Below are 21,514 nucleotides of genomic sequence, written 5' to 3' on the forward strand. Positions count from 1 at the left end.
CATATCCACCTGGCTCCTAAGCCAGCGAACCACCCAAGGCTCTAATGGAGACGCGTCAGCGCCCGCCGCTCAATTCCGCGGCGACGCCGTCGATGGCCGCCTTATAGGACCCACCAAGCCCGGCGGTCAAGCAGGTTTTTCAGAAAAATTGGAAAAAATTTGTAAGACTTTGAAAAATCAGACGATTGAGTCGGGGATACGTGGCCGTCGGGCCCGCGACGCCCATGCCGCAATTGGGCCATCATTGCGCTGTCTATCTCCAGATCCCATTGAATGGCCCGAAGCGAGAGACAGAACTGCGGTTTGACGCTATCTGTAGCGGCGCGCTTCCTCTGGAGACCTGTTCCAAATTGCGTTCCGTACCCTTCGGCGTCGGCCGATCGTCCCGCACTGGCAAACGTGGCTCGTTCTTCGCCTCCATTGGCGCGGAGCCGCCGATTGACGCCCAGGGCGACAGGCTGGGTACGGAAAGCCAGCGGCGCGTCTCGCCGCGCTGGCTCGCGGGCACGGCCCTGACGGGCGTGATAGGCGCCGGCCTCCTGGGCGGCGCGATCTATGCCGCCTTCGATCGCGAGGCCAATTTCGCCGAGGCGCCGACACGCGCCATTCTTGCGCATCGCGAGCGGCCGGAAGACGCCGGCGTCAACCCCAAGAAGGGCGACCGCATTCTCAAGGCGGTGGACATTGTCGCGGCGAAACAGACGTTCAAGACGCCAACCGCGATCAAGGTCGGCGACAAGGAGGTCATGAGATCCCGCGCCTTCACCCGGGTTTCCACCACGCTCACCCTGACCGACACTGGCCTCGGCGCGGACGTTCCCAGTTTCAACCCGCTGAAGCTGCTGGCGGAGTCGAGCAATCCCTCGCCGGACGCGCCCGAAGCGGCGCCCGCGCCGGATGACGCGGAAGTCAGCTTCACCATGAGCGACCTCTATACGGTATCGCTCGGCGCCCAGAGCGCTTCGCTCTCACTCGGCGAGGTCCGCGCCCAGGTCGACGAGACCGTGAAGAGCGCGCAGAGCAGCGGCGCCCGCGCGCCCCTTCCCTTGCCGCCACAGCTCCTCTTGATGCGGACCAGCCGCGCGGCGCTCGAACTGGGCGGTCCGAGCCTCGGCTTCGGGGCGTCCAGCGGCGGGGCGGCCAATTCGCCCTTCTCCGCCATCGAGGTCCGGATGGTGCCGGAAAACGTCACCATCGCTCCGCGCACGACAGCGCCTCAGTCCGATTCGTCGCGCTCTCCGGCGGCGTCGGACCGTCTGGTGGTGGCGCGGCGCGGAGAGAGCCTCGACGATATCCTCGCCGGCGCCGGAATTGGCAAGGATGTCATCGCCAACGTCAAGGGATCGTTCCGCGGCGCCAATCTTGGCGACCTGCTGTCGGAAGGTCGGCGAGTCAAACTCTCCTTCGCCGAGACCGAGAAGAGCGATACGCCCGTCCTCGCCCGCCTCGCCGTCTACGACGCAGACAATCTGAAAGCGGTGGTCGCGCTGGCCGACGACGGCCGCTACCTGATGCTGGAACGAGCGCCGATCGTCGCGAAAAAGGCCAAGCCGGCCAATGACGACGATTCGGACGAGAGCGAAGACGATTCCGGCATGCGGCTATATAATTCCTTTTATGAAACGGCGCTGAAGCAGGACATTCCTCACCCGATCATCGACCAGATGGTGCGGATTTTTGGCAATGACGTCGATTTCCAGCGCGCGGTGTCGGCGGGCGATTCCATCGACGCCTTTTATGAAGACGGCGACGATTCCGAGGGCGGCCATCCCGAGCTGCTTTATGCCTCGATCACCTCGCGCGGCGAAACCTTCAAATATTACCGCTTCCAATCGCCCGACGATCAGGGCGTGGATTATTTCGACCAGATCGGTCATTCGACGCGCAAATTCCTGCTGCGCAAGCCGATGGCCACGGGCGAATTCCGTTCGGGCTTCGGCGCCCGCTTCCATCCGATCCTGCATTATACCCGGCCGCATAATGGCGTGGACTGGGCGGCTCCCATCGGCACCCCGATCTTCGCCGCCGGCAATGGAACCATCCTCAAGGCCGGCTGGGATTCAGGCTATGGCCGCCGTGTCGAGATCGAACACGTCAACGGCTATGTCACGACCTATAATCATATGTCGCGGTTCGGGCGCGGCGTGACGGAAGGCGCCCATATCAACCAGGGCCAGATCGTCGGCTATCTCGGCGCGAGCGGCCTGGCGACCGGCCCGCACCTTCACTATGAAGTCGTCGTCAACGGCCATTTCGTCGATCCCATGCGCGTGAAGCTGGCGCGCACTCGACAGGTCGACGGCAAGGCGCTCGCCGATTTCAAACGCGAACGCGACCGGATCGACGCCCTGATGGCCAAGGCGCCCAACGCGACCCGCGTCGCCGGACAATAATCCTTCCGAACATAATCCCTGCAATTTCGCCGTTTTTGCCGCCAGCGGCTGTGGCGTCAGTCCACGCGCCGTTCCGAGCCGAGACGCCCTGAGCCGAATGGCCGGGGCGCGAGAACGGGCGCGAGGGCGGGGGCCAATTCCGGCAGGGACCTCCGCGAGCGCCGGACTCCGACCAGACGATAAAGCTGCTTCGTCGCCTCGACGATCAGGACGCCTGCGCCCGGCAGCGACAATTTTCCGCTAATGCGCTCGATCGCCGGCGCCAAACGCAGCAAGGCCGTGCGTTGCAGCGGCGGGGTGTAAAGCGCTTCGCTCCAATAGACGGGCGAAAACAAGGTCTCGCGCATCAAATCAAGCAATTGACCGCGCGAATAGGGCCTTCCATGGCCGAATGGCGTGGTGTCGAGCCGCGCCCAGAGGCCCGACCGGTTGGGGGCGACGACGATCAGCCGCCCGCCGGGCGTCAACACCCGCCAAATTTCGGACAGCAATTCGCGCGGATGTTCGGCGTTTTCAAGCGCATGGGCGAGAAGAATGCGATCGACGCAGGAATCGGGCAGCGGCAGCATCGAATCGTCGATCAGAGCGGAGGCGGAAGGTCCATTGGCTGGCCAGTTCACCACACCCTGTTCGGCGGGCATCATCGCCAGAAGCCGAAGCGGCTGCCCCTCGAACAATTCGAGATAGGGCGTCGCATAGCCGAGGCCCACGATTGAAAGCCCCGTCACGGCTTCCCAGCGCTGGCGCAATATGCCGCCAACAAGGCGGCGGGTCGTCTCGCCGAGCGGGGAGGCGTAAAAGCTGCGCAAATCGGTGACATCGAGCGCCATGAGCCAAAATCGACCAAAACCGCCGCAAGAGCAAGACCGACGCGCGAGAACTTCCGGCGAGAGTTTTTGGGGCGAGTTTGCGCCCGTCTATGCCGATTGGGGTATGCCCACGGCCGCGTCTCGGCTAGCTTGCGCGCTTCGGTCGGCGACAGGACATGGAGCGGGACATGGGGCTCGAATTTCACCAGTTTCTTTGTCTTTCGGACAATTTCGGCCTGCTGGTCCATGACCCGGCCAGCGGCGCCACCGCCGCGCTCGATGCGCCCGAAGCAGGCCCCATCCTGGCCGCTCTGGCCGAAAAGGGCTGGACCCTGACCGATATCTGGCTGACCCATCACCATTACGACCATATCGACGCCGCCGGGGCGCTCAAGGCGCGCTACCCGCAGGCGCGGGTGGTCGGCGCGCAAAAGGATTCGCATCGTCTGCCGCCGCTCAATGTCGCGGTCGAGGAAGGCGACATGCTACGTCTGGGCGAAAGCGGCGCCATCGTGATGGAAACGCCCGGCCATACGCTCGGCCACCTCGCCTATTATTTCGAGGACGACGATGTCGTCGTGGTCGGCGACACCCTGTTTTCGCTGGGCTGCGGCCGGGTGATGGAGGGCACCATGCCGATGATGCATGAGACGCTGATGCGTCTCGCCGGCCTTCCGGGAGAAACCGAGGTCTATTGCGGGCATGAATATACCCAGGCCAATGCGCGATTCGCGCTCACAGTAGACAAGGATAATATCCTGCTGGCGGAACGCGCGCAGGAAGTGGACGAGTTGCGCGCGCGGGGCGCCTTCACGCTTCCGACCACCATCGCGCGCGAATTGGAGACCAATCCCTTCCTGCGCGCTTCCAATCCGCCGCTGCAGCAGGCGCTCGGCTTCGAAGACGCCGATCCTGTCGAAATTTTTACAATATTGCGGGAACGCAAGAATAGGTTCTAGATTCTTCGCGCTGCGATACGTGGAATTAACGCGCCGCCGGCCATGATTTGCCGCGCAATGCATTGGCTTCGGAAGTTTAACGTGCAGCTTGGCTATTTGGCGTCCCGCTCCCTGAAAACCGTCGTGCGGCAAGGCGCCCTGGGCGGCGATGACGATTCGTCGCCGGAGGCGTCAGGCGATCCGAAGGCTCGGCAATCGCTGGCAGCGCGCGTCGCCGCACGTCTGAGGCCCGAGGCCCAGGGCGCGCCGGACCCGCGCGCGATTCTCGATTCGATCGGCCAGACCGTCTATGACTGGGACCTCCATACCGACAGCATCCAATGGGGGCCGAACGCCGCCGCCGTGCTGGGCGTCAAGAAGATCGAATCGATCCAGACCGGCCGCGCTTATGCCGATTGGCTGTCGCACGACAGTGAAAGCTCGCGTTTCGACGTCATTTCGCGATCCACCGCGACCGACGAGGGCGCGGGCGTCCCATTCCAGATATGCTACGGGCTGGTCCCCCCAGACAGCCCGCGCGACCCCGCCGTCTGGATCGACGACGCGGGACGCTGGTTTGCGGGCCCGGACGGCAAGCCGGCGCGCGCGCATGGCCTGGTGCGCGTGATCACCGACCGCCACAAGCAGGAGCGCCAACTGGCGCTGAAGTCGCGCTTCGATGCGTTGACGGGAGCGCTCAACCGCGCCTGCCTGCTGGAGCTGACCGCGAATTTCTACGATCAGGCGGCCAAGCGCAAACAATCCTTCGCCGCCCTGCTCATCAGCGTCGACAATCTCTTCGTTCTGAACCGGACCCACGGCTATGACGTCGCCGACCAGATGCTGGCCGGCCTCGCCCGGCGCCTGCGCGCCAATTGCCGGGAGCGCGACCTCCTGGCTCGCTATGCCGGCAACAAATTCGCTGTCGTGCTGGAAAATTGCGACGCAGCGGAAATGGCGGCGGCGGCGGAGCGTTTTGTCGAGATCGCCGCGGCGGCTCCTTTCGAGACCGCCGTCGGTCCGGCGCCCCTGTCGCTGCGCGTCGGCGGAGTCGTGGCGCCGCGCAACGGCCGCGCGGCGCATGTCCTGTTCCAGCACGCAGAGGAGGCTTTGGACCTCGCCCGCCAGACGGGCGCCCCGCGCTTCGTGGCCTATGAACCTTCGCTCGCCCGCGACGACGCGCGCATGCGCGCGCTGAAGATTTCCGATGAAATCGTTTCCGCGCTCAACACCGACCGCATCCTCATCGCCCTCCAGCCCATCGTCGACGCTCCGAGCGGCGAACCCGCCATGTTCGAGGCGCTGATGCGGCTGCGGCGCTCGGACGGATCGCTGGCGGCCCCGGCCGCCGTGCTGCCGACCGCCGAAAAAGCCGGCCTCATCCAGATGATCGACCAGCGTGTGCTCGAACTGGCCCTGAAAAAGCTTCAGGACCATCCCGAGATGCGCATCGCCGTCAACATGTCGGGCCAGACCCTCCACGAACCCGATTTCATACCGAGGTTCCGCACCGTGCTCGGCGGCCGTGAGGAGCTTGCGCGCCGCCTCACCGTCGAACTCACCGAAACCTGCGTGATCGCGGATGTCGAGGCCACCGCCCAGGCGATCGCCGCGCTCCAGCAATTTGGAACGAAAGTGGCGATGGACGATTTCGGCTCCGGCCACACCTCGTTCAAGAACCTGCGCCGGCTCAACGTCGATCTGGTCAAGATCGACGGCGCCTTCGTGCAGAACCTCTCGCGTTCAGTGGATGATCGCTTCTTCGTGCGTACGCTGATCGAGCTTGCGCGTCACATCCGCATCCCGATCGTGGCGGAATGGGTCGAGGATGGCGAAACCGCCAAGATCCTGCGCGACTGGGGCGTGGAATATCTCCAGGGGGATTATTTCGCCGCCGCGCGGGTCGCCCCGGCGGACATGCATGGCGCCAATCACGCCCCAGCCTGACGCCCCGCACGTTCCGGCTCGCCCCCATAGGGGCTGGCGCCGACTATTCCTTTTTGGCGATAGTGTCGATGCGCTTCTGCATTTCCGCCAGCTGCGCGCGTAATTCGCTCAGATCGTCTCCGGATTTGCCCGCGGGCGCCGCCTTTCCGGCCTCGCCAAGGGAAGAGCCCAAAGAAGCGCCAAAGGGCGAAAACATGTCGAGCGCTTCGTGGAACATCGCCATGTTTTTGCGCGCCTGCTCTTCCATCGTCTGGAACATCTGCCGCGTCGGCGTGGCGAGCGGGTTCCCGCTCATCGCGATATCCATCTGCTCGCGGAACTTCTGGCTATCCTTGGTGAGCCGCTCGATCGAGAATTCGAGATAACTTGGCACGAACATCTGCATGCTGTCGCCATAGAAACGGATCAGCTGGCGAAGGAAACGGATCGGCAGCAAGTTCTGCCCCGTCTTTCCTTCCTGCTCGAAAATGATCTGGGCGAGAACGGAGCGAGTGATCTCATCGCCGCTCTTGGCGTCATAGACGACGAAATCTTCGCCATGCTTAACCATTTCAGCGAGATCATCCAAGGTCACATAAGCGCTGGCGCCGGTATTATAGAGACGGCGGTTCGCATATTTCTTGATGGTGACGGGTTTTTTTTCGTTGGTCATTATTCATTCCCATGCCCGACGGCGATGTCGCGCTGCAAGTCGCCGCTGAATTCCGCTCTCGAAATTCGCTGCCGCAGGTCGCGCTCCAGACCGCCCTCCCTGCCGGACGTCAGGCCTAGCCTAGGTTCCGGCGGGAAAGACGATAACGCCCGTTCGCGCAAAGGCAAAGCGTCTTCTTCGTCAATACTTCGTCTCCAGCAAAGGCCCTACAACCAAAAGAGCATAAATTGGCGCGCCTGACGCCTTGACCGCGCACGCGCCAAAATGGTCAAACTAGCCGCCAAGTCGCCAGATCAATCACGCCCATTGGGCGTCAGGCGACGTTCTGGAGGATTTTGCATGTCGACCGATGTCGTGATCGTTTCCGCCGCCCGCACCGCGGTGGGCTCCTTCAGCGGAGTTTTCGCCAATGTTCCGGCCTTTGAACTTGGCGCCGCCGCGATCAAGGCCGCGCTGGAGCGCGCCAAAGTCGAGGCGGCGGACGTGGACGAGGTCATCCTTGGCCAGGTTCTCTCCGCCAACCAGGGGCAGAACCCCGCCCGCCAGGCCGCGATCAAGGCCGGCATTCCGCAGGAAAAGACCGCCTGGGGTCTCAATCAGCTCTGCGGCTCGGGCCTGCGCTCCGTCGCGCTCGGATTGCAGCAGATCACCAATGGCGACGCCAATGTCATTGTCGCGGGCGGCATCGAAAACATGACGCTTGCTCCGCACGTCGCCTTTCTTCGCTCGGGCGTCAGATTGGGTGACCTGAAGGTCCTCGACACCATGCTGCGCGATGGCCTCACGGACGCCTTCCACGGCTATCACATGGGCACGACCGCGGAAAACATCGCCACCAAGTTCCAGATCACTCGCGAAGATCAGGACCAGTTCGCCACCGCTTCGCAGAACAAGGCCGAGGCCGCGAAAAAGGCCGGCAAGTTCAAGGACGAGATCGTCCCCTTCACGATTTCGTCGAAGAAAGGCGACATCGTCGTCGACACCGACGAATTCATCCGCGACGGCGTCACCTATGATCAGCTGGCCAAGCTGCGGCCCGCCTTCAGCAAGGAAGGCACTGTGACGGCCGGCAACGCCTCGGGCATCAATGACGGCGGCGTCGCCCTCGTTCTGATGACCGCCGCCGAGGCCGCCAAGCGCGGCCTGACGCCGCTGGCGCGCATCGCCTCCTGGGCGACGGCCGGCGTCGATCCGGCGATCATGGGCACCGGTCCGATCCCGGCCTCGCGCAAGGCTCTCGAAAAGGCCGGCTGGAACATCCAGGATCTCGACCTGATTGAAGCCAACGAAGCTTTCGCCGCCCAGGCCATTTCGGTCAACCGTGAGCTCGGCTGGGACACATCGAAGGTCAACGTCAATGGCGGCGCCATCGCCATCGGCCATCCGATCGGCGCCTCCGGCGCGCGCATCCTTGTCACCCTGCTGCACGAAATGCAGAGGCGCGACGCCAAGAAGGGTCTCGCCACCCTGTGCATCGGCGGCGGCATGGGTATCGCCTTGACCGTCGAGCGCTGATTTCAGCGCAATATCGGCGCCGGCAGCCATAGCCCATCGGAGGATGGGGCGGCCGGCGCCTTTTCGTCGCAACATATTGAAAAAAATAAGGGGGAAACATGTCTCGAGTCGCAATCGTCACGGGCGGAACGCGCGGCATCGGCGCGGCCATTTCGAAAGCCCTGAAGGCAGCCGGCTATAAAGTCGCCGCCAGCTATGCCGGCAATGACGAAGCCGCCAAGGCTTTCAACGCCGATACCGGCATCCATGTTTATAAGTGGGACGTGTCTGACTATGACGCCTGCGCCGCCGGCATCGCCAAGGTCGAGGCCGACCTCGGCCCCGTCGAGGTGCTGGTCAACAACGCCGGCATCACCAAGGACGGCATGTTTCACAAGATGACCAAGGACCAGTGGTACGGCGTCATCAACACCAATCTGAACTCGCTGTTCAACATGACCCGCCCGGTATGGGAAGGCATGCGCGCCCGCAAATTCGGCCGCGTTGTCTGCATTTCCTCGGTCAATGGCCAGAAGGGCCAGATGGGCCAGGTCAATTATTCCGCCGCCAAGGCCGGCGATATCGGCTTCGTCAAGGCCCTGGCGCAGGAAGGCGCCAAGGCCGGCATCACCGTCAACGCCATCTGCCCGGGCTATATCGCCACCGAAATGGTCAAGGCGATTGACCCGGCCGTGGTTGAGAAGGCGATCCTGCCGCATATCCCGGTCGGCCGTCTCGGCGAGCCGGAGGAAATCGCCCGCGCGGTTGTCTTCCTCGTCGCCGACGACGCCGCCTTCATCACCGGCTCGACCCTCTCCGCCAATGGCGGCCAGTACATGATCTGACGCCATTTCGCGGGCGGCGTTCCTCTGCCCGACGCCCGCGAATACAACTGCGCGGCGATATCGCCGTGAAATAAAATCGACTAGACAGCTTGACGGCCGGGATTCTCCCGGCCGTCTTTTTGTTTGCAGGTCTCCGAAAGATGAGCTTCCGAGTCTGGGCGGTCCGCGCGGGCGGCGACAGCGAAGCCGATCCGCTTTTCATCGAGAATGGCCAGATTGCCGTCAGCTTCCGCGACGTCAACCAGGATGTCAGCGCCCTGCCCGCGCAAAGATCGGCCTTCAAGGACGCCTTCGCCCAGAGCGGCGAGGCCAAGCCAAGCGCGATCCCGGCCCAGGCCGGCCAATTGTTCCGCTTCGTGCATGAGATGAAGATCGGCGATCGCGTGATCTATCCGCGCAAGATCGACCGGACCTTGCTTTGGGGCGAAATCGCCACGCCCTATATTTACGACCGGACCAATAACCCGGATTTTCCGCACCGGCGCCGCGTGCGCTGGATGGCTTCGCTCAGCCGCGACGTCTTTTCGCAAGGCGCGCTCTATGAGCTGGGCTCGGTCCTGACGCTGTTCGAACTGCGCAATTTCGCGGCCGAATTCATCCGCCGCTTCGAGCCGCCATCCGGCGCCGGCCCACTGAAATCATCGGCGCCCAGCGACGACGAGACCGAGGCCCGCGTCGCGCGCGACATCGCGGAAACGACCAAGGATTTCATTTCAAAACGAATCAAGACCGATTTGAAGGGTTTTCCTTTGGAGCCCTTCGTGGCCGACCTGTTCCGCGCCATGGGCTATAATGCGCACGCCACCCGCGCCGTGCGCGACGACGGCATTGACGTCATCGCCCATCGCGACGAACTCGGCATCGAGCCGCCAATCCTCAAGATTCAGGTCAAGGCGCATGAGGGCAATGTCGGCCCCGACCTGGTCAAGGCCTTCTATGCGATGATCCACGACCGCGATGTCGGAATTTTCATCACCACCGGAGGCTATACCGCCGCCGCACAGAATTTCGCCGCCGCCAAGGGCAATCTGAAGCTGGTGGATGGCGTCGAATTCGTGAGCCTGATCGAGAAATATTACGACGGCCTCGATCTGAAATTTCGCAAGCAGATCCCGCTGCGCCGCATGCTGGTGCCGGACGTCCTGCCCGATCAATAGAATCGAGCCCAACGACAAAAGGCCGGCGAAACGCCGGCCTTGAATAGTGCATGAGCTTTCGGCTCAGTCTTCGGCGGACTTGATCGTCAGAATCTGACGGCCCTTGTACATGCCGGTCTTCAGATCGATGTGATGGGGACGGCGCAGTTCGCCCGAGTCCTTGTCCTCGACATAGGTCGGGGCGGCGAGGGCGTCGGCCGAGCGGCGGAAGCCGCGCTTCATCGGCGAGGTTTTTCTTTTCGGAACAGCCATTTCAAAACTCCGGTCCGGCCGCAGCGTCCGTCCGGAAATGGGTCAGGGACGCGCGGGGAAATTCAAGAACGGGTCTCATACAGGCAAAAACCCGAAAAGACTAGCCCGCCGGGGAAAAAAGCGCGGGCCACGGCGTCATCCCAATTCTCCCAGATCGCAACTCGTCGCGATCTGGGAATCCCTCGCACATGCTCGGCCAGTAGCCCGGCGCGAGACGGGCGTCATTCGACGCCCGATGGCATTCGCTCCTAACCCATGCGCAGAGGTCATGGCCTCTGCGCATGGGTGTCACGCGAACAGATCGAGTTCGAACGCCCCGGGAACATGGCGCGGCGGACGGCGGGGCGCGACGAGAATGGCGTCGCCGCGCAAGGCGCAGGGCGCGAGCCGGGGATGAGAAGCGAGCCAGACCCGCGCCGCGCGCGAAATCCGCGCAATCTTGCGCGCGTCGATCGCCATCTGCGCCGCCTCGAATTCGGGCCGCGCCTTGACCTCGACGAAGACCAGGAGATCGCCGCGCCGCGCGATCACGTCGATCTCGCCGCCCGACGCCGCATAATTTCGCGCCAGAATGCGAAAGAATTTCAGCCGCAGCCACAAAGCCGCCAGCGCCTCCGCCCGCAGGCCGAAAACGCGCGCGGACCGGCGGCGGCTCACTTGTCCTCGCCCTCGCCGCCCTTGCTCTTGGACTCGCCGGAAAGCTCCAGCGCCCGGGCGTAAACTTTACGACGCGGCTGTCCCGTGTCGGCCGAAACGACGCTCGCGGCGTCCTTGAGCGAGAATTTCTGCAGCGCCGCGCGGATCTTGTCGTCGAGCGCGGCGCCGTCGAGCGCCGGGGCGTCCTCGCCGGGCGGCGCCACCAGCAGCACGATTTCGCCCTTGGGCGGGCCGTCGCGCTCGTAATCCGCCGCCAGAACGTCGAGCGCGCCGCGGCGAACCGATTCGTAATGCTTGGTCAGTTCGCGGGCCACCGCCGCCTGGCGCGGGCCAAGCACCGCGGCGAGATCGGCCAGCGTCTCCGCCAGCCGCCGCGCGGATTCGAACAGGACGAGCGTGCCGGGAACGGACGCGAGCTCCGCGATGCGCGCGCGGCGCGCGCCGCTCTTGGCGGGCAGGAAGCCCTCGAAGAAGAAGCGGTCCGTCGGCAGGCCGGCGATCACCAGCGCCGCCAGAACGGCGGAGGGTCCGGGCGCCGAAGTGACGGGGATGCCGGCCGCCACCGCCTCTCCGACCAGTTTGAAGCCCGGATCGGACACCAGAGGGGTTCCGGCGTCGGAAATCAGGGCGAGCCTTTCGCCCTTCTGGAGGCGGGCGAGCAGGAGCGGGCGCATCTGCTCGGCATTATGCTCATGATAGGCGACCAGCGGCGTGGCGATGCCATAATGGGCGAGAAGGTTGCGGCTGACCCTTGTGTCCTCGGCGATCACGGCGTCGGCGGCGGCCAGCGTCGCCAGGGCCCGCAAGGTGATGTCGCGTAGATTGCCGATCGGCGTCGCCACGACGTGAAGGCCCGGCGCGATGGGTTCGGCCTCGGCGCGAAGGCCAAAGGCGACGAAAGACGCCGGCAGAGAGGGCGAGGAAGGCTCCGGATGCGCCATGGGCGCGCCTTTCGTTCTATAAAAATGACGATCGTTCTGTTAATCGAACGAGCTATAGATCAGAGGCCTGGCCCTCGCAAGCCGCCGAGACCACGCGCCAACAGGCGATGTTGCCAGATCCTGCGCCTATGCCGTAAGACAGGACTGGACGGGTCTGTCAAGCCGCTCGCCGGCCGGGAGCCCCAGACGCCCCAACCGGGCGCGCAAAAAGGGGCGCGTAAAGAGGCCGCGGAGAACGAATTGCGCATGACGACAGATCAATTTGCCGCCGCGCGGCGCTCTTTCCTGCGGGCCGCCTTGCTCGGAAGCGCCGCCGCGCTTTCCGCTTGTTCGCTGACCGGCCCCGGCCCGGGGCGCCGCGAGGACGCCGGCGCGCCCAGTCCTACGCCCGCGCCCGGCTCCGACACGCTCGGCAATGGTCCGGTCAAGGTCGCGCTCATCCTGCCGCTGAGCCAGGGCTCGGGCGCGAGCGTCGTCGGCGTCTCGATGCGCAATGCGGCCGAACTCGCGATTTCCGAAGCCGGCGCCAATGACGTCACCTTGCTGGTCCGCGACGACCGCTCGACGCCAGAGGGCGCGCGCGAGGCGACCCAGACCGCGATCGGCCAGGGTGCCGAGCTGATCCTCGGCCCGCTGTTCGCCGGCGACGTGCGCGCAGCGGCGGAAGTCGCGAAGACCGCCGGCAAGCCGGTCATCGCCTTTTCAACCGATCTCTCCACGGCCTCGCGCGGGGTCTATCTGCTGTCCTTCCTGGTCGAGAATTACGTTGACCGGATCGTCGAATTCGCCGCCAGCAAGGGCAAGAAATCGGTCGCCGTGCTCGCGCCGGAGAATGATTACGCCAATGTCGCCACCGGCGCGCTGCAGCAGGCGGCGGCGCGGCGCGACATCCGCGTCGCCCTGATCGAGCGATACAAGTCGGGCGGCGTCGCCGCGTCGGCCTCCAATATAGCCACGCTCGGCGCCCAGATCGATTGCCTGTTCATCCCGGAACAGGCGGCGGCCATGCCGGAGGTCGCCCGCGCGCTGACCGCCAGCAAGATCGATCCCCGCGCGGTCCAGATTCTCGGCACCGGCCTGTGGAATGACGCCCGCGTCCTCGGCCTGCCGGCGCTGCAAGGCGCATGGTTCGCCACGCCCGAGAATGCGGGCTTCGCCGCCTTCGCCCAACGTTATCGCGCCAAGTTCGGCTCGGATCCGACCCGCGTCGCGACGCTCGCCTATGATTCCGTCTCGCTGGTGGCGGCGTTGGCGCGCACGCAAGGGCCGCGGCGCTTCAGCGAGGAAGTTCTGACCAATCCCACCGGCTTCAACGGCGCCGACGGCGTGTTCCGCTTCAAGCCGGACGGCAGCAACGAACGCGGCCTCGCCGTCGTCCAGATCAACAATGGGACGACCACGGTGATCAGCCCCGCGCCGCGCACATTGTGAGGCTGGCGGCAAATCCGCATTCTCCCGCCGTTCCGCCTGAATTTCCGTTATGATAGCGGCCGACGAATCATGGCGCGCGCGCATCTTGCGCGGCGCGCGGCAATTTTGACCGAGGGACATCCGCATTGACTGGCGCAAACGAAATCACTCCGGAGCTCGTCCAGGAAGAATACGGCGCCGGATCGATCAAGGTTTTGCGCGGGCTCGACGCAGTGCGCAAACGTCCGGGCATGTATATCGGCGACACCGACGACGGCTCGGGCCTGCACCACATGGTCTATGAGGTGGTGGACAACGCTATCGACGAGACGCTGGCGGGCCACGCCACGCTCGTCACGGTGACGCTGAACGCCGACGGCTCCTGCACCGTCACCGACAACGGGCGCGGCATTCCCACCGGCCTGCATCCCGAGGAGGGCGTTTCCGCAGCCGAGGTCATCATGACCCAGCTTCACGCGGGCGGAAAATTCGACCAGAACTCCTACAAGGTGTCCGGCGGACTGCATGGCGTCGGCGTCTCGGTCGTCAACGCCTTGTCCTCGAGTCTCGGCCTGCGCATCTGGCGCGACGGGCTGGAGCATGAGATCCATTTCGCCCATGGCGACGCCGTCGCGCCGCTGGTGGTGGTCGGCCCGGCGCCGCTCGACAACGGCAAGCCGAAGCGCGGCACGGAAGTGACTTTCCTGCCCAGCACCGAAACCTTCACCCATGTCGATTTCGACTACGCCACGATTGAGCACAGGCTGCGCGAGCTCGCCTTCCTGAATTCCGGCGTGCATATCATTCTTACCGACGCGCGCCATGCCGAGATCAAGACCGAAGATCTCTTCTACGAAGGCGGGCTGGAAGCCTTCGTGCGTTACCTCGACCGCGCCAAATCGCCGCTGCTCGGCAAGCCGGTGCAGGTGCGCGGCGAACGCGACGGCATCACGGTCGAGGTCGCCCTGTGGTGGAACGATTCCTACCACGAGAACGTGCTGGTCTTCACCAATAACATCCCGCAGCGCGACGGCGGCACCCATCTCGCCGGCTTCCGCGCAGCGCTGACGCGGCAGGTCAACGGCTATGCCGAAAGCTCCGGCCTCGCCAAGAAGGAAAAGGTCGATCTGACCGGCGACGATTGCCGCGAAGGCCTGACCTGCGTCGTTTCGGTGAAGGTGCCGGACCCGAAATTCTCCTCGCAGACCAAGGACAAGCTGGTGTCCTCGGAAGTGCGGCCAGTGGTCGAGGGCGTCGTCAACGAGGCGCTCGGGCGCTGGCTGGAGGAACATCCCGGCGAAGCCAAGACCGTCGTCGGCAAGGTGGTCGAGGCGGCTTCCGCCCGCGAGGCCGCGCGCAAGGCCCGCGAACTGACGCGGCGCAAAGGCGCGCTGGACGTCGCCAACCTGCCCGGCAAGCTCGCCGATTGCCAGGAGCGCGACCCGGCCAAGGCCGAGCTTTTCATCGTCGAGGGCGATTCGGCCGGCGGCTCGGCCAAGCAGGGCCGCGCGAGAGAATATCAGGCCGTTCTTCCCTTGCGCGGAAAAATCCTCAATGTGGAGCGCGCCCGGTTCGACAAAATGCTGTCGAGCGAACAGATCGGCACGCTCATCACGGCGCTCGGCGCCGGCATCGGCCATGACGAATTCAATCTGGACAAGCTGCGCTATCACAAGATCATCGTGATGACCGACGCGGACGTGGACGGCTCCCACATTCGCACCCTGCTGCTCACCTTCTTCTATCGCCAGATGCGTCCGCTGATCGATAGCGGCTATCTCTATATCGCCCAGCCGCCGCTGTTTAAGGTCAAGCGCGGCTCGTCCGAGCAATATCTCAAGGACGAGAAGGCGATGGAGGACTATCTGATCGGCAATGGCGTCGAAGGCGCCATTTTGCGCCTGCCCTCGGGCGAAGAGCGCGCCGGAGGCGATCTCCGCGCACTGGTTGAGGAAGCGCGGCTGACGCGCCATGTGCTGGCGCAATTGCACAATCGCTATAATCGCGCCGCCGTCGAACAGGCGGCGATTGCGGGCGCGCTGAAGCCGCTGTCCGCCATCGGCGAGGAAGAAGCAGCGTCGCGGGCGCAGGAAATCGCGGCGCGGCTCAACGCGCTCGCGGACGAGACCGAACGCGGCTGGGAAGGCCGCTCCGAAAACGGCGGCTATGTGCTGGTGCGCGAATTGCGTGGCGTCAAACAAGCGCTGACCCTCGACGCCGGCCTACTGGCCTCGGCGGAAGCGCGCCGGCTCGACGAGCGCGCCGCGAGCCTGCGCCAGACCTATTCGACCCCCGCGCTGCTGCTGCGGCGTGGCGATGAAACTCGCATCAGTGGACCGACGACCCTGCTGGAAGCCATACTCGCCGCCGGCGGCAAGGGCGTGACCCAGCAACGTTACAAAGGCCTCGGCGAAATGAACCCGGAACAGCTCTGGGAGACGACGCTCGACCGCAACGCCCGCTCGCTGCTGCAGGTCAAGATCAAGGAAGGCGACGAGGCCGAAGACCTGTTCGTCAAGCTGATGGGCGACGTGGTGGAGCCCCGGCGCGAATTCATCCACGACAACGCACTGAACGTCGCCAATCTCGACGTTTGAGCGAAGGGCTGACCGGCGTCAAATTAGCCTGACTCTACGAGTCTATTACATGACCCAGCGCGCTTCCTGATTTTCGAGATTGGGGACGTTTCCATGACACCGCCAACTCCCGCCGATGCCGCAAGCGCAGCCAATTTTCGCTTCGACATTGTGGCCGGACTCACGGCGGCCGCCGTCGTCCTTCCCAAGGCGATGGCCTATGCGACCGTCGCGGGCTTGCCCCCGGCGGTGGGGCTTTATACCGCCTTCGTGCCCGGGATCATTTATGGGCTGCTTGGCTCCTCGCGGGTGTTGAGCGTCAGCTCCACAACGACCCTCGCCATCCTCGTTGGAGCCGAGTTAGGGCAGGTCGCCCCCGATGGCGATCCCGCAAAACTGGCCGCGGCGACCGCAACGCTCACAGCGCTCGTCGGCCTGGCGCTGATCGTCGCCCGGCTGCTGCGGCTCGGCTTCGTCGCTAATTTCATTTCAGCTCCGGTGCTCACGGGCTTCAAGGCTGGGGTCGGGCTGGTCATCGTACTCGACCAGGCCCCGAAACTGCTGGGGCTCCACTACGACAAGAGATCGTTCTTTCCAGACCTCGTCACCCTCGTCCATCATCTTCCCGAGACATCGGCGTCCACGCTGGCGGTCGGCGCGGCGACGCTGGCCTTTCTCGTGGTCATGGAAATGGTGCGGCCGCACTCGCCGGCGCCGCTGGTCGCGGTAGCGGGAGCGATCCTGGCGTCATGGCTGCTTGGCCTCGGCCCGCTCGGGGTTTCGACGGTCGGCCATATTCCGCAGGGCCTTCCGGGACTGACCTTGCCGGACCTCGCCCTGATCGAGGATCTCGCGCCCGGCGCGCTGGGCGTGGCGCTGATGAGCTTCACGGAAAGCATTGCGGCCGGCCGCGCCTTCGCGCGTCCCGGCGATCCGCCGATCGACGCGAACCGGGAATTGATCGCAACGGGTCTCGCCAATCTGGGCGGCGCCTTTTTCGGCGCCATGGCCGCCGGGGGCGGCACGTCGCAGACCGGCGTGGTCTATTCGGCGGGGGGACGTTCACAAAAGGCCTCGCTCGTCTGCGCAGCCGCGGCGCTGGCGACGATGCTGGTTTTGGCGCCCTTGCTCGGAATGATGCCGAACGCGACGCTGGCCGCCATCGTGATCATCTATTCGGCGAGCCTGATTTCACTGCCTGAATTCCGGGCAATCCATCGCGTGCGCAACATGGAGTTCTGGTGGGCGGTGGCGGCGGCGCTCGGCGTGCTGACCTTCGGCACGCTGAAGGGCATTGTTGTCGCAATCATCCTGTCGCTGATCGGGCTCGGCGCTCAGACGGCGCGGACCCGAGTCTCGGTCATCGGCAAAAAACGCGGCGCCGACGTCTTGCGGCCGCTTTCGCCGGACCATCCCGACGACGAGACGATTGAAGGGCTTCTCATCCTTCGACCCGAGGGGCGCCTTTTCTTCCTGAACGCCGAAAATGTTCGGGATCAGATCCAGGCGCTCGAGGCCAAATATCGACCGCGCGTTCTCGTGCTGGACTTGAGCCGCGTCCCCGACATCGAGTTCTCGGCCTTGCAGATGATGATCGAGCAGGACAGGCGCGCGACGCGCTCGGGAGGCGTCGTCTGGTTCGCCGGGCTCAATCCGGACGCGCTGGATATGGTTCGGCGTTCCGGTCTTGGCGAACAACTCGGACGCGACCGGATGTTCTTCAATACAAGGTCGGCGATTGAGCGCTTCAAAGCGACGACGATGAAGACTGACGAAAGCCGTTCGCCAAACGAGTGAATTTCGTCGACGGACTTTCGTCGCCTGCAGGGGGGCGCGCGGACGTCTACGCGTCTTCGTTCGCGTGCAGCAATTCACGTCCGAAGCACCCTCATGCAAAATTACGATGAGATGATACGAATTTCTCATTCAGAAAATGAGAGATTGTATCAACTCACCGTAATCATGAAGGTTATTTATAAGTCATCACAAGGTAAAAGCAGTGCTGGGAGGGACCTCGCGAATGCGCTCGCCTTCGACCCATGTGAACCCTGCGGTCGGTTCGGCGCATTGGATGTCTTCCTCAGCGATCAGTTTGTCGCAAAGCATGACACAGATGGCGTCGATGGGGGCGCTGGTGTCGTTCTCCTCGGTCATGCGGTCGATGGAAATTTCACCCATTTCCTCGCCATTGACGAAATGGATGATGAATACTTCCTCATGACCGGGAATGCCATGGGCGTTTACCCGGAAGGTCTCGCCCTTGTATCGAAACTCTTGGATCATCTCTCGTCCCTTGCAATGATTTATCGGATTTTGACATAGCTGTCGTTTTCGCGGCTGCGGATCCTAGACGCGAGTCGCGCCGGGTCAAGAGAATGTTGAGTGATTCAAGGCGATCGCTTGAAAAAGCGGCATGACAAGCAATGGCGCGAAAACGACGGTCGGGCCTCGCATCCGACGCCCGCCTGGCGCCCGCAGGCCCATTTGCCATATTCCGGCTCATTCATTGAACCCCCGCCCCAATCCGCATAGCTTGCGCCGTGCTGGACAGTTTGATCAGCCGGAAACTTGCGGGGATTTTTGATGCGAAGGGCTGTGATGGCCGTGCTTGTCGCGCTGGTGCCGGGACCGGCTTTGGCGGATGGCGACGCGCTCACCGGAAAATGGCGAGTCGAGCAGATCAGGGACGGCGGCGCCTTCGACGCGTCCAAGACTTCGTTCGAATTTCTGCCCAATGGCCGGATGGCGGCGACTCTCGGCTGCAATCGAATGATGGGCCAGCCGGAAATCCATGGCGACAAGATCTCATTCAGCCAGGTGGCGGGAACGCGCATGGCCTGTCCGCCCCCGCTCGACAAGCTGGAATGGCAATTTTCCGTCGTGCTCGAAGCAACGCGGACCTATCGGATCGAGGGCGGCAAGCTGACCTTCGCCGATGAAAAAAATGCGCCTCTGATCGTCTTCCGCCGTGCGGATTGACGCCCAAGCGCCGCCTTGCGAGACTTCGCCCGCACGCCTTCCGCGCCGCCCCGGCGCCACGAGGCGTTCCTTTGCGCCTCGCGCGTGAAGGCGTACGGAAGGACTTAAATCATGTCGAAAATTGCCATGTCGAAAATTGCATTGAGCGCTTTCGCAGCCGCCTTTGTCGGCCTGTCCGTCCCGGGCTTTGCCGGCGCCGCTTTGGCGGAATCGCCTTGGCCCGCCAATGCGAAAATCTATTTCATCGAGCCCGCCAATGGCGCGGTGATCAATGGCAAGGTCACCGTGAAATTCGGCCTCGCGGGCCTCGGCGTCGCGCCGGCCGGCGTGGAGAAGCCGAATACGGGGCATCATCATCTGCTGATCGACATTGACGCGCCCAGCGGCGAAAAGCTGAGCCAGCCCATACCGCCCCCCGACGCCCATGTGCGCCATTTCGGCGGCGGCCAGACCGAGACGGCGCTCGACCTGCCGCCGGGAAAACATACGCTCCAGCTCATCCTCGGCGATTCCGCCCATGTCCCTCATGACCCGCCGCTGGTATCCGAAAAGATCACGATCGAAGTGAAATAGCCGCGAGGCCTTGAAGGCCCGATGCGTCGGCGCGGCCTTGACCCGCGCCGATGCATCGGGCAAGCGATCCGCGCAAGACCAAATCGCGCGAAAAGGGAAAATGCGGCATGTCGGCTCAGATCGCACCACAGGAATTCGCCGCGCGGCTCGTTTCCGTCGCCGAGGCGACGGAAAAAATGCTGGACGCGCTGCTCCAGCCGCATGGACTGCCCGGGGAAAAGACCCGGCCCGAGCGCCTGCTCGAAGCCATGCGCTATGGTTCGCTGGGCGGCGGCAAGAGGCTGCGCCCCTTTCTTCTCGTCGAGACCGCCCGCCTGTTCGGCGTCCGGGGCGAGGGCGTGCTGCGCTCCGCCTGCGCGCTGGAAATGATCCATTGCTATTCGCTGGTCCATGACGACCTGCCGGCGATGGACAATGACGATTTGCGCCGCGGGCGCCCCACCGTCCACAAGGCCTTTGACGAGGCCACCGCCATTCTGGCGGGCGATGGGTTGCTGACCTACGCCTTCGACATCGTCGCCGACGCTCCGACCCATCCCGACGCGTCCGTGCGCGCGGACCTGACCGTCATGCTCGCCCGCGCCGCGGGCCTCGGCGGCATGGTCGGCGGCCAGGCGCTCGACCTCGAAGCCGAGGCGCGCAAGGAGCGCCATACGCACGGCTTCGTCGCCCTCACGCAGTCGATGAAGACTGGCGCGCTGCTGCTGTTCGCCGTGGAGGCGGGCGCCCGCATGGGCGGCGCCGACGCCGCGCAAAAGGCGGCGCTCAGCCGTTATGGCGCGGCGCTCGGCGCGGCCTTCCAGGTCGCGGACGACATTCTCGACGCCGAAGGCGACGAACAGGCCTTGGGCAAGCGCGCCGGCAAGGACGCCGGCCGCAACAAGGCGACCCTCGTCGCGGCGCTCGGGATGGAGGAAGCGCGCAAAGTCCGCGACGCCCTCGCGCAGGAGGCCATCAAGGCTCTGGAAGACGGCGGCTTTGGCGATACGGGCGCCATTCTCGCCGAAGCCGCCCGCTTCACCGTCGCCCGGAAGTCATGAGCCGATGACCACGGCGCCAGCCCGCCGATTGCCCAAGCCTTTCCGGATGATCCGGGCGCGGCCGCGCCTGTTCACCTGCGCGCTGCTTGGGATCATCGTCGCGCTGGCCCTGCCCGCCGACTGGCGATCGATCACGCGCGGCCTGATTGGCTGGAACGCCATGATCTGGCTTTACATGGGCGCCGCCGGGATCATGATTATGCGGTCGGAACATCGCGACATTCACCGTCGCGCCGCCTTGCAGGACGAGGGGCGTCACGCGATCCTGGCGCTGACGGCGCTGGCTTCGACCGTGTCCTTTGGCGCCATTTTCGCCCAGCTCGCCTCAATCAAGGGTCTGCCCGCCGGGGATAGAGGCCTGCATATCGCCCTGGCTTTGGCCACGATTGTCGGCTCCTGGCTTTTCGTCCACCTGATCTTCGCACTACATTACGCGCATGAATTTTTCCTCGTCGCCAAGCCGGACGAGAACGGGACATGGAATGGCGGGATTGATTTTCCCGGCGTTAAATGCCCGGATTATCCAGATTTTCTGTATTTTTCCTATGTCATCGGCGTGGCCTGCGCCACTGCCGACGTCAATATCACAGGCAGCGCGCTGCGCCGCCTCGCCCTCGCCCATTGCGTTCTGGCGTTTTTCTATAACAACGCCGTTCTGGCGATGAGCATCAATATCGGGGCGGGGTTTATCGGGGGGTGAGCGGGTTTTCGTTGCTGGTGGAAATCAGTCGGCACGCAGCGGTCCGCTCACGGCTCAAGGCGGCCGATCGCGCGCTCAGACGCGAGTTGCTCATCGTTTTGGCGGACAAAACCCGACCGTGTGGCCGGGCTGTTTCCTCTCGTGAGTGTCC

General features: G+C 64.2%; 20 protein-coding genes. 14 read left to right on the top strand and 6 right to left on the bottom strand.

The window, feature by feature from the left end; all coding sequences use genetic code 11:
* A partial coding sequence (locus QZ409_RS01905) for a hypothetical protein (protein WP_296706496.1) occupies positions 1-307 on the top strand: 307 nt, incomplete at its 5' end.
* Positions 308-350: 43 nt separating this feature from the next.
* The gene (locus QZ409_RS01910; RefSeq protein ID WP_296706498.1) at positions 351-2,393 is read left to right on the top strand and encodes a M23 family metallopeptidase; all 2,043 of its coding nucleotides are present in this window, start codon (positions 351-353) and stop codon (positions 2,391-2,393) included.
* A gap of 56 nt (positions 2,394-2,449) precedes the next feature.
* Here QZ409_RS01910 and QZ409_RS01915 read toward each other — a convergent pair whose 3' ends face one another.
* Positions 2,450-3,223: a methyltransferase domain-containing protein gene (locus QZ409_RS01915; RefSeq protein ID WP_296706501.1), complete on the bottom strand. Its 774-nt coding sequence runs from the start codon at positions 3,221-3,223 to the stop codon at positions 2,450-2,452.
* Between the two features lie 167 nt (positions 3,224-3,390).
* Between QZ409_RS01915 and gloB the strand changes: the two genes are divergently transcribed.
* Both gloB and QZ409_RS01925 read left to right on the top strand, forming a co-directional pair.
* Positions 3,391-4,161: a hydroxyacylglutathione hydrolase gene (gene gloB, locus QZ409_RS01920; protein ID WP_296706503.1), complete on the top strand. Its 771-nt coding sequence runs from the start codon at positions 3,391-3,393 to the stop codon at positions 4,159-4,161.
* Positions 4,162-4,242: 81 nt separating this feature from the next.
* A complete protein-coding gene (locus QZ409_RS01925) occupies positions 4,243-6,087 on the top strand; it encodes a bifunctional diguanylate cyclase/phosphodiesterase (protein ID WP_296706506.1) in 1,845 nt (614 codons plus the stop codon).
* Positions 6,088-6,130: 43 nt separating this feature from the next.
* Here QZ409_RS01925 and phaR read toward each other — a convergent pair whose 3' ends face one another.
* Entirely contained in the window at positions 6,131-6,739 is a 609-nt protein-coding gene (phaR, locus tag QZ409_RS01930; RefSeq protein ID WP_296706508.1) for a polyhydroxyalkanoate synthesis repressor PhaR, read from the bottom strand.
* A 339-nt stretch (positions 6,740-7,078) separates the two neighbouring features.
* Between phaR and QZ409_RS01935 the strand changes: the two genes are divergently transcribed.
* The 3 genes from QZ409_RS01935 to QZ409_RS01945 all read left to right on the top strand — a co-directional run bounded on the left by QZ409_RS01935 (position 7,079) and on the right by QZ409_RS01945 (position 10,235).
* On the top strand, positions 7,079-8,254 hold the full coding sequence (locus QZ409_RS01935; protein ID WP_296706511.1) for an acetyl-CoA C-acetyltransferase: 1,176 nt from the start codon (positions 7,079-7,081) through the stop codon (positions 8,252-8,254).
* A gap of 98 nt (positions 8,255-8,352) precedes the next feature.
* Positions 8,353-9,078: an acetoacetyl-CoA reductase gene (phbB, locus tag QZ409_RS01940; protein WP_296706512.1), complete on the top strand. Its 726-nt coding sequence runs from the start codon at positions 8,353-8,355 to the stop codon at positions 9,076-9,078.
* Between the two features lie 140 nt (positions 9,079-9,218).
* Positions 9,219-10,235 (top strand): restriction endonuclease, encoded by a 1,017-nt coding sequence (locus QZ409_RS01945; RefSeq protein WP_296706514.1) that lies wholly within the window; start codon positions 9,219-9,221, stop codon positions 10,233-10,235.
* A gap of 63 nt (positions 10,236-10,298) precedes the next feature.
* Here QZ409_RS01945 and rpmF read toward each other — a convergent pair whose 3' ends face one another.
* The 3 genes from rpmF to rsmI all read right to left on the bottom strand — a co-directional run bounded on the left by rpmF (position 10,299) and on the right by rsmI (position 12,085).
* On the bottom strand, positions 10,299-10,487 hold the full coding sequence (gene rpmF, locus QZ409_RS01950) for a 50S ribosomal protein L32 (RefSeq protein ID WP_296706517.1): 189 nt from the start codon (positions 10,485-10,487) through the stop codon (positions 10,299-10,301).
* 288 nt (positions 10,488-10,775) lie between these two features.
* Positions 10,776-11,144 carry a YraN family protein gene (locus QZ409_RS01955; RefSeq protein ID WP_283366171.1) on the bottom strand — a complete coding sequence of 123 codons (369 nt, stop codon included), beginning with the start codon at positions 11,142-11,144 and terminating at the stop codon, positions 10,776-10,778.
* Positions 11,141-12,085 carry a 16S rRNA (cytidine(1402)-2'-O)-methyltransferase gene (gene rsmI, locus QZ409_RS01960; RefSeq protein ID WP_296706522.1) on the bottom strand — a complete coding sequence of 315 codons (945 nt, stop codon included), beginning with the start codon at positions 12,083-12,085 and terminating at the stop codon, positions 11,141-11,143. The genes QZ409_RS01955 and rsmI overlap by 4 nt, the downstream gene beginning before the upstream one ends.
* A 246-nt stretch (positions 12,086-12,331) precedes the next feature.
* Between rsmI and QZ409_RS01965 the strand changes: the two genes are divergently transcribed.
* The 3 genes from QZ409_RS01965 (at position 12,332) to QZ409_RS01975 (ending at position 17,868) form a co-directional block, all read left to right on the top strand.
* Complete coding sequence (locus tag QZ409_RS01965; protein WP_296706524.1) at positions 12,332-13,516, top strand: penicillin-binding protein activator; 1,185 nt, start codon at positions 12,332-12,334, stop codon at positions 13,514-13,516.
* A gap of 125 nt (positions 13,517-13,641) precedes the next feature.
* Positions 13,642-16,092, top strand: coding sequence for a DNA topoisomerase (ATP-hydrolyzing) subunit B (gene gyrB, locus QZ409_RS01970; RefSeq protein ID WP_296706527.1), 2,451 nt, complete (start codon positions 13,642-13,644; stop codon positions 16,090-16,092).
* 93 nt (positions 16,093-16,185) lie between these two features.
* The gene (locus QZ409_RS01975) at positions 16,186-17,868 is read left to right on the top strand and encodes a SulP family inorganic anion transporter (protein ID WP_296706529.1); all 1,683 of its coding nucleotides are present in this window, start codon (positions 16,186-16,188) and stop codon (positions 17,866-17,868) included.
* Positions 17,869-18,054: 186 nt separating this feature from the next.
* Here QZ409_RS01975 and QZ409_RS01980 read toward each other — a convergent pair whose 3' ends face one another.
* On the bottom strand, positions 18,055-18,354 hold the full coding sequence (locus QZ409_RS01980) for a hypothetical protein (protein WP_296706531.1): 300 nt from the start codon (positions 18,352-18,354) through the stop codon (positions 18,055-18,057).
* A 315-nt stretch (positions 18,355-18,669) separates the two neighbouring features.
* On the opposite strand from QZ409_RS01980, the gene QZ409_RS01985 reads away from it, so the two are divergent.
* From QZ409_RS01985 to QZ409_RS02000, 4 genes are all read left to right on the top strand, one after another.
* Positions 18,670-19,050 (top strand): META domain-containing protein, encoded by a 381-nt coding sequence (locus QZ409_RS01985; RefSeq protein WP_296706533.1) that lies wholly within the window; start codon positions 18,670-18,672, stop codon positions 19,048-19,050.
* Between the two features lie 111 nt (positions 19,051-19,161).
* Positions 19,162-19,623: a DUF4399 domain-containing protein gene (locus tag QZ409_RS01990; RefSeq protein ID WP_296706535.1), complete on the top strand. Its 462-nt coding sequence runs from the start codon at positions 19,162-19,164 to the stop codon at positions 19,621-19,623.
* A gap of 107 nt (positions 19,624-19,730) precedes the next feature.
* Complete coding sequence (locus QZ409_RS01995; protein ID WP_296706537.1) at positions 19,731-20,663, top strand: polyprenyl synthetase family protein; 933 nt, start codon at positions 19,731-19,733, stop codon at positions 20,661-20,663.
* A 4-nt stretch (positions 20,664-20,667) separates the two neighbouring features.
* Positions 20,668-21,363 carry a DUF1345 domain-containing protein gene (locus QZ409_RS02000; RefSeq protein ID WP_296706539.1) on the top strand — a complete coding sequence of 232 codons (696 nt, stop codon included), beginning with the start codon at positions 20,668-20,670 and terminating at the stop codon, positions 21,361-21,363.
* The last annotated feature ends 151 nt before the right edge of the window (positions 21,364-21,514 follow it).

Source organism: Rhodoblastus sp., from assembly GCF_019449565.1.
GTDB lineage: Bacteria > Pseudomonadota > Alphaproteobacteria > Rhizobiales > Beijerinckiaceae > Rhodoblastus.

What these genes read in the sequence shown, in the direction of transcription:
- QZ409_RS01915 (WP_296706501.1), bottom strand. Translation starts at nt 3,223, where the DNA reads ATGGCGCTCGATGTCACCGATTTGCGCAGCTTTTACGCCTCCCCGCTC.
- gloB (WP_296706503.1), top strand. Translation starts at nt 3,391, where the DNA reads ATGGGGCTCGAATTTCACCAGTTTCTTTGTCTTTCGGACAATTTCGGC.
- phaR (WP_296706508.1), bottom strand. Translation starts at nt 6,739, where the DNA reads ATGACCAACGAAAAAAAACCCGTCACCATCAAGAAATATGCGAACCGC.
- QZ409_RS01935 (WP_296706511.1), top strand. Translation starts at nt 7,079, where the DNA reads ATGTCGACCGATGTCGTGATCGTTTCCGCCGCCCGCACCGCGGTGGGC.
- phbB (WP_296706512.1), top strand. Translation starts at nt 8,353, where the DNA reads ATGTCTCGAGTCGCAATCGTCACGGGCGGAACGCGCGGCATCGGCGCG.
- QZ409_RS01945 (WP_296706514.1), top strand. Translation starts at nt 9,219, where the DNA reads ATGAGCTTCCGAGTCTGGGCGGTCCGCGCGGGCGGCGACAGCGAAGCC.
- rpmF (WP_296706517.1), bottom strand. Translation starts at nt 10,487, where the DNA reads ATGGCTGTTCCGAAAAGAAAAACCTCGCCGATGAAGCGCGGCTTCCGC.
- rsmI (WP_296706522.1), bottom strand. Translation starts at nt 12,085, where the DNA reads ATGGCGCATCCGGAGCCTTCCTCGCCCTCTCTGCCGGCGTCTTTCGTC.
- QZ409_RS01965 (WP_296706524.1), top strand. Translation starts at nt 12,332, where the DNA reads ATGACGACAGATCAATTTGCCGCCGCGCGGCGCTCTTTCCTGCGGGCC.
- QZ409_RS01975 (WP_296706529.1), top strand. Translation starts at nt 16,186, where the DNA reads ATGACACCGCCAACTCCCGCCGATGCCGCAAGCGCAGCCAATTTTCGC.
- QZ409_RS01980 (WP_296706531.1), bottom strand. Translation starts at nt 18,354, where the DNA reads ATGATCCAAGAGTTTCGATACAAGGGCGAGACCTTCCGGGTAAACGCC.
- QZ409_RS01985 (WP_296706533.1), top strand. Translation starts at nt 18,670, where the DNA reads ATGGCCGTGCTTGTCGCGCTGGTGCCGGGACCGGCTTTGGCGGATGGC.
- QZ409_RS01990 (WP_296706535.1), top strand. Translation starts at nt 19,162, where the DNA reads ATGTCGAAAATTGCCATGTCGAAAATTGCATTGAGCGCTTTCGCAGCC.
- QZ409_RS01995 (WP_296706537.1), top strand. Translation starts at nt 19,731, where the DNA reads ATGTCGGCTCAGATCGCACCACAGGAATTCGCCGCGCGGCTCGTTTCC.
- QZ409_RS02000 (WP_296706539.1), top strand. Translation starts at nt 20,668, where the DNA reads ATGACCACGGCGCCAGCCCGCCGATTGCCCAAGCCTTTCCGGATGATC.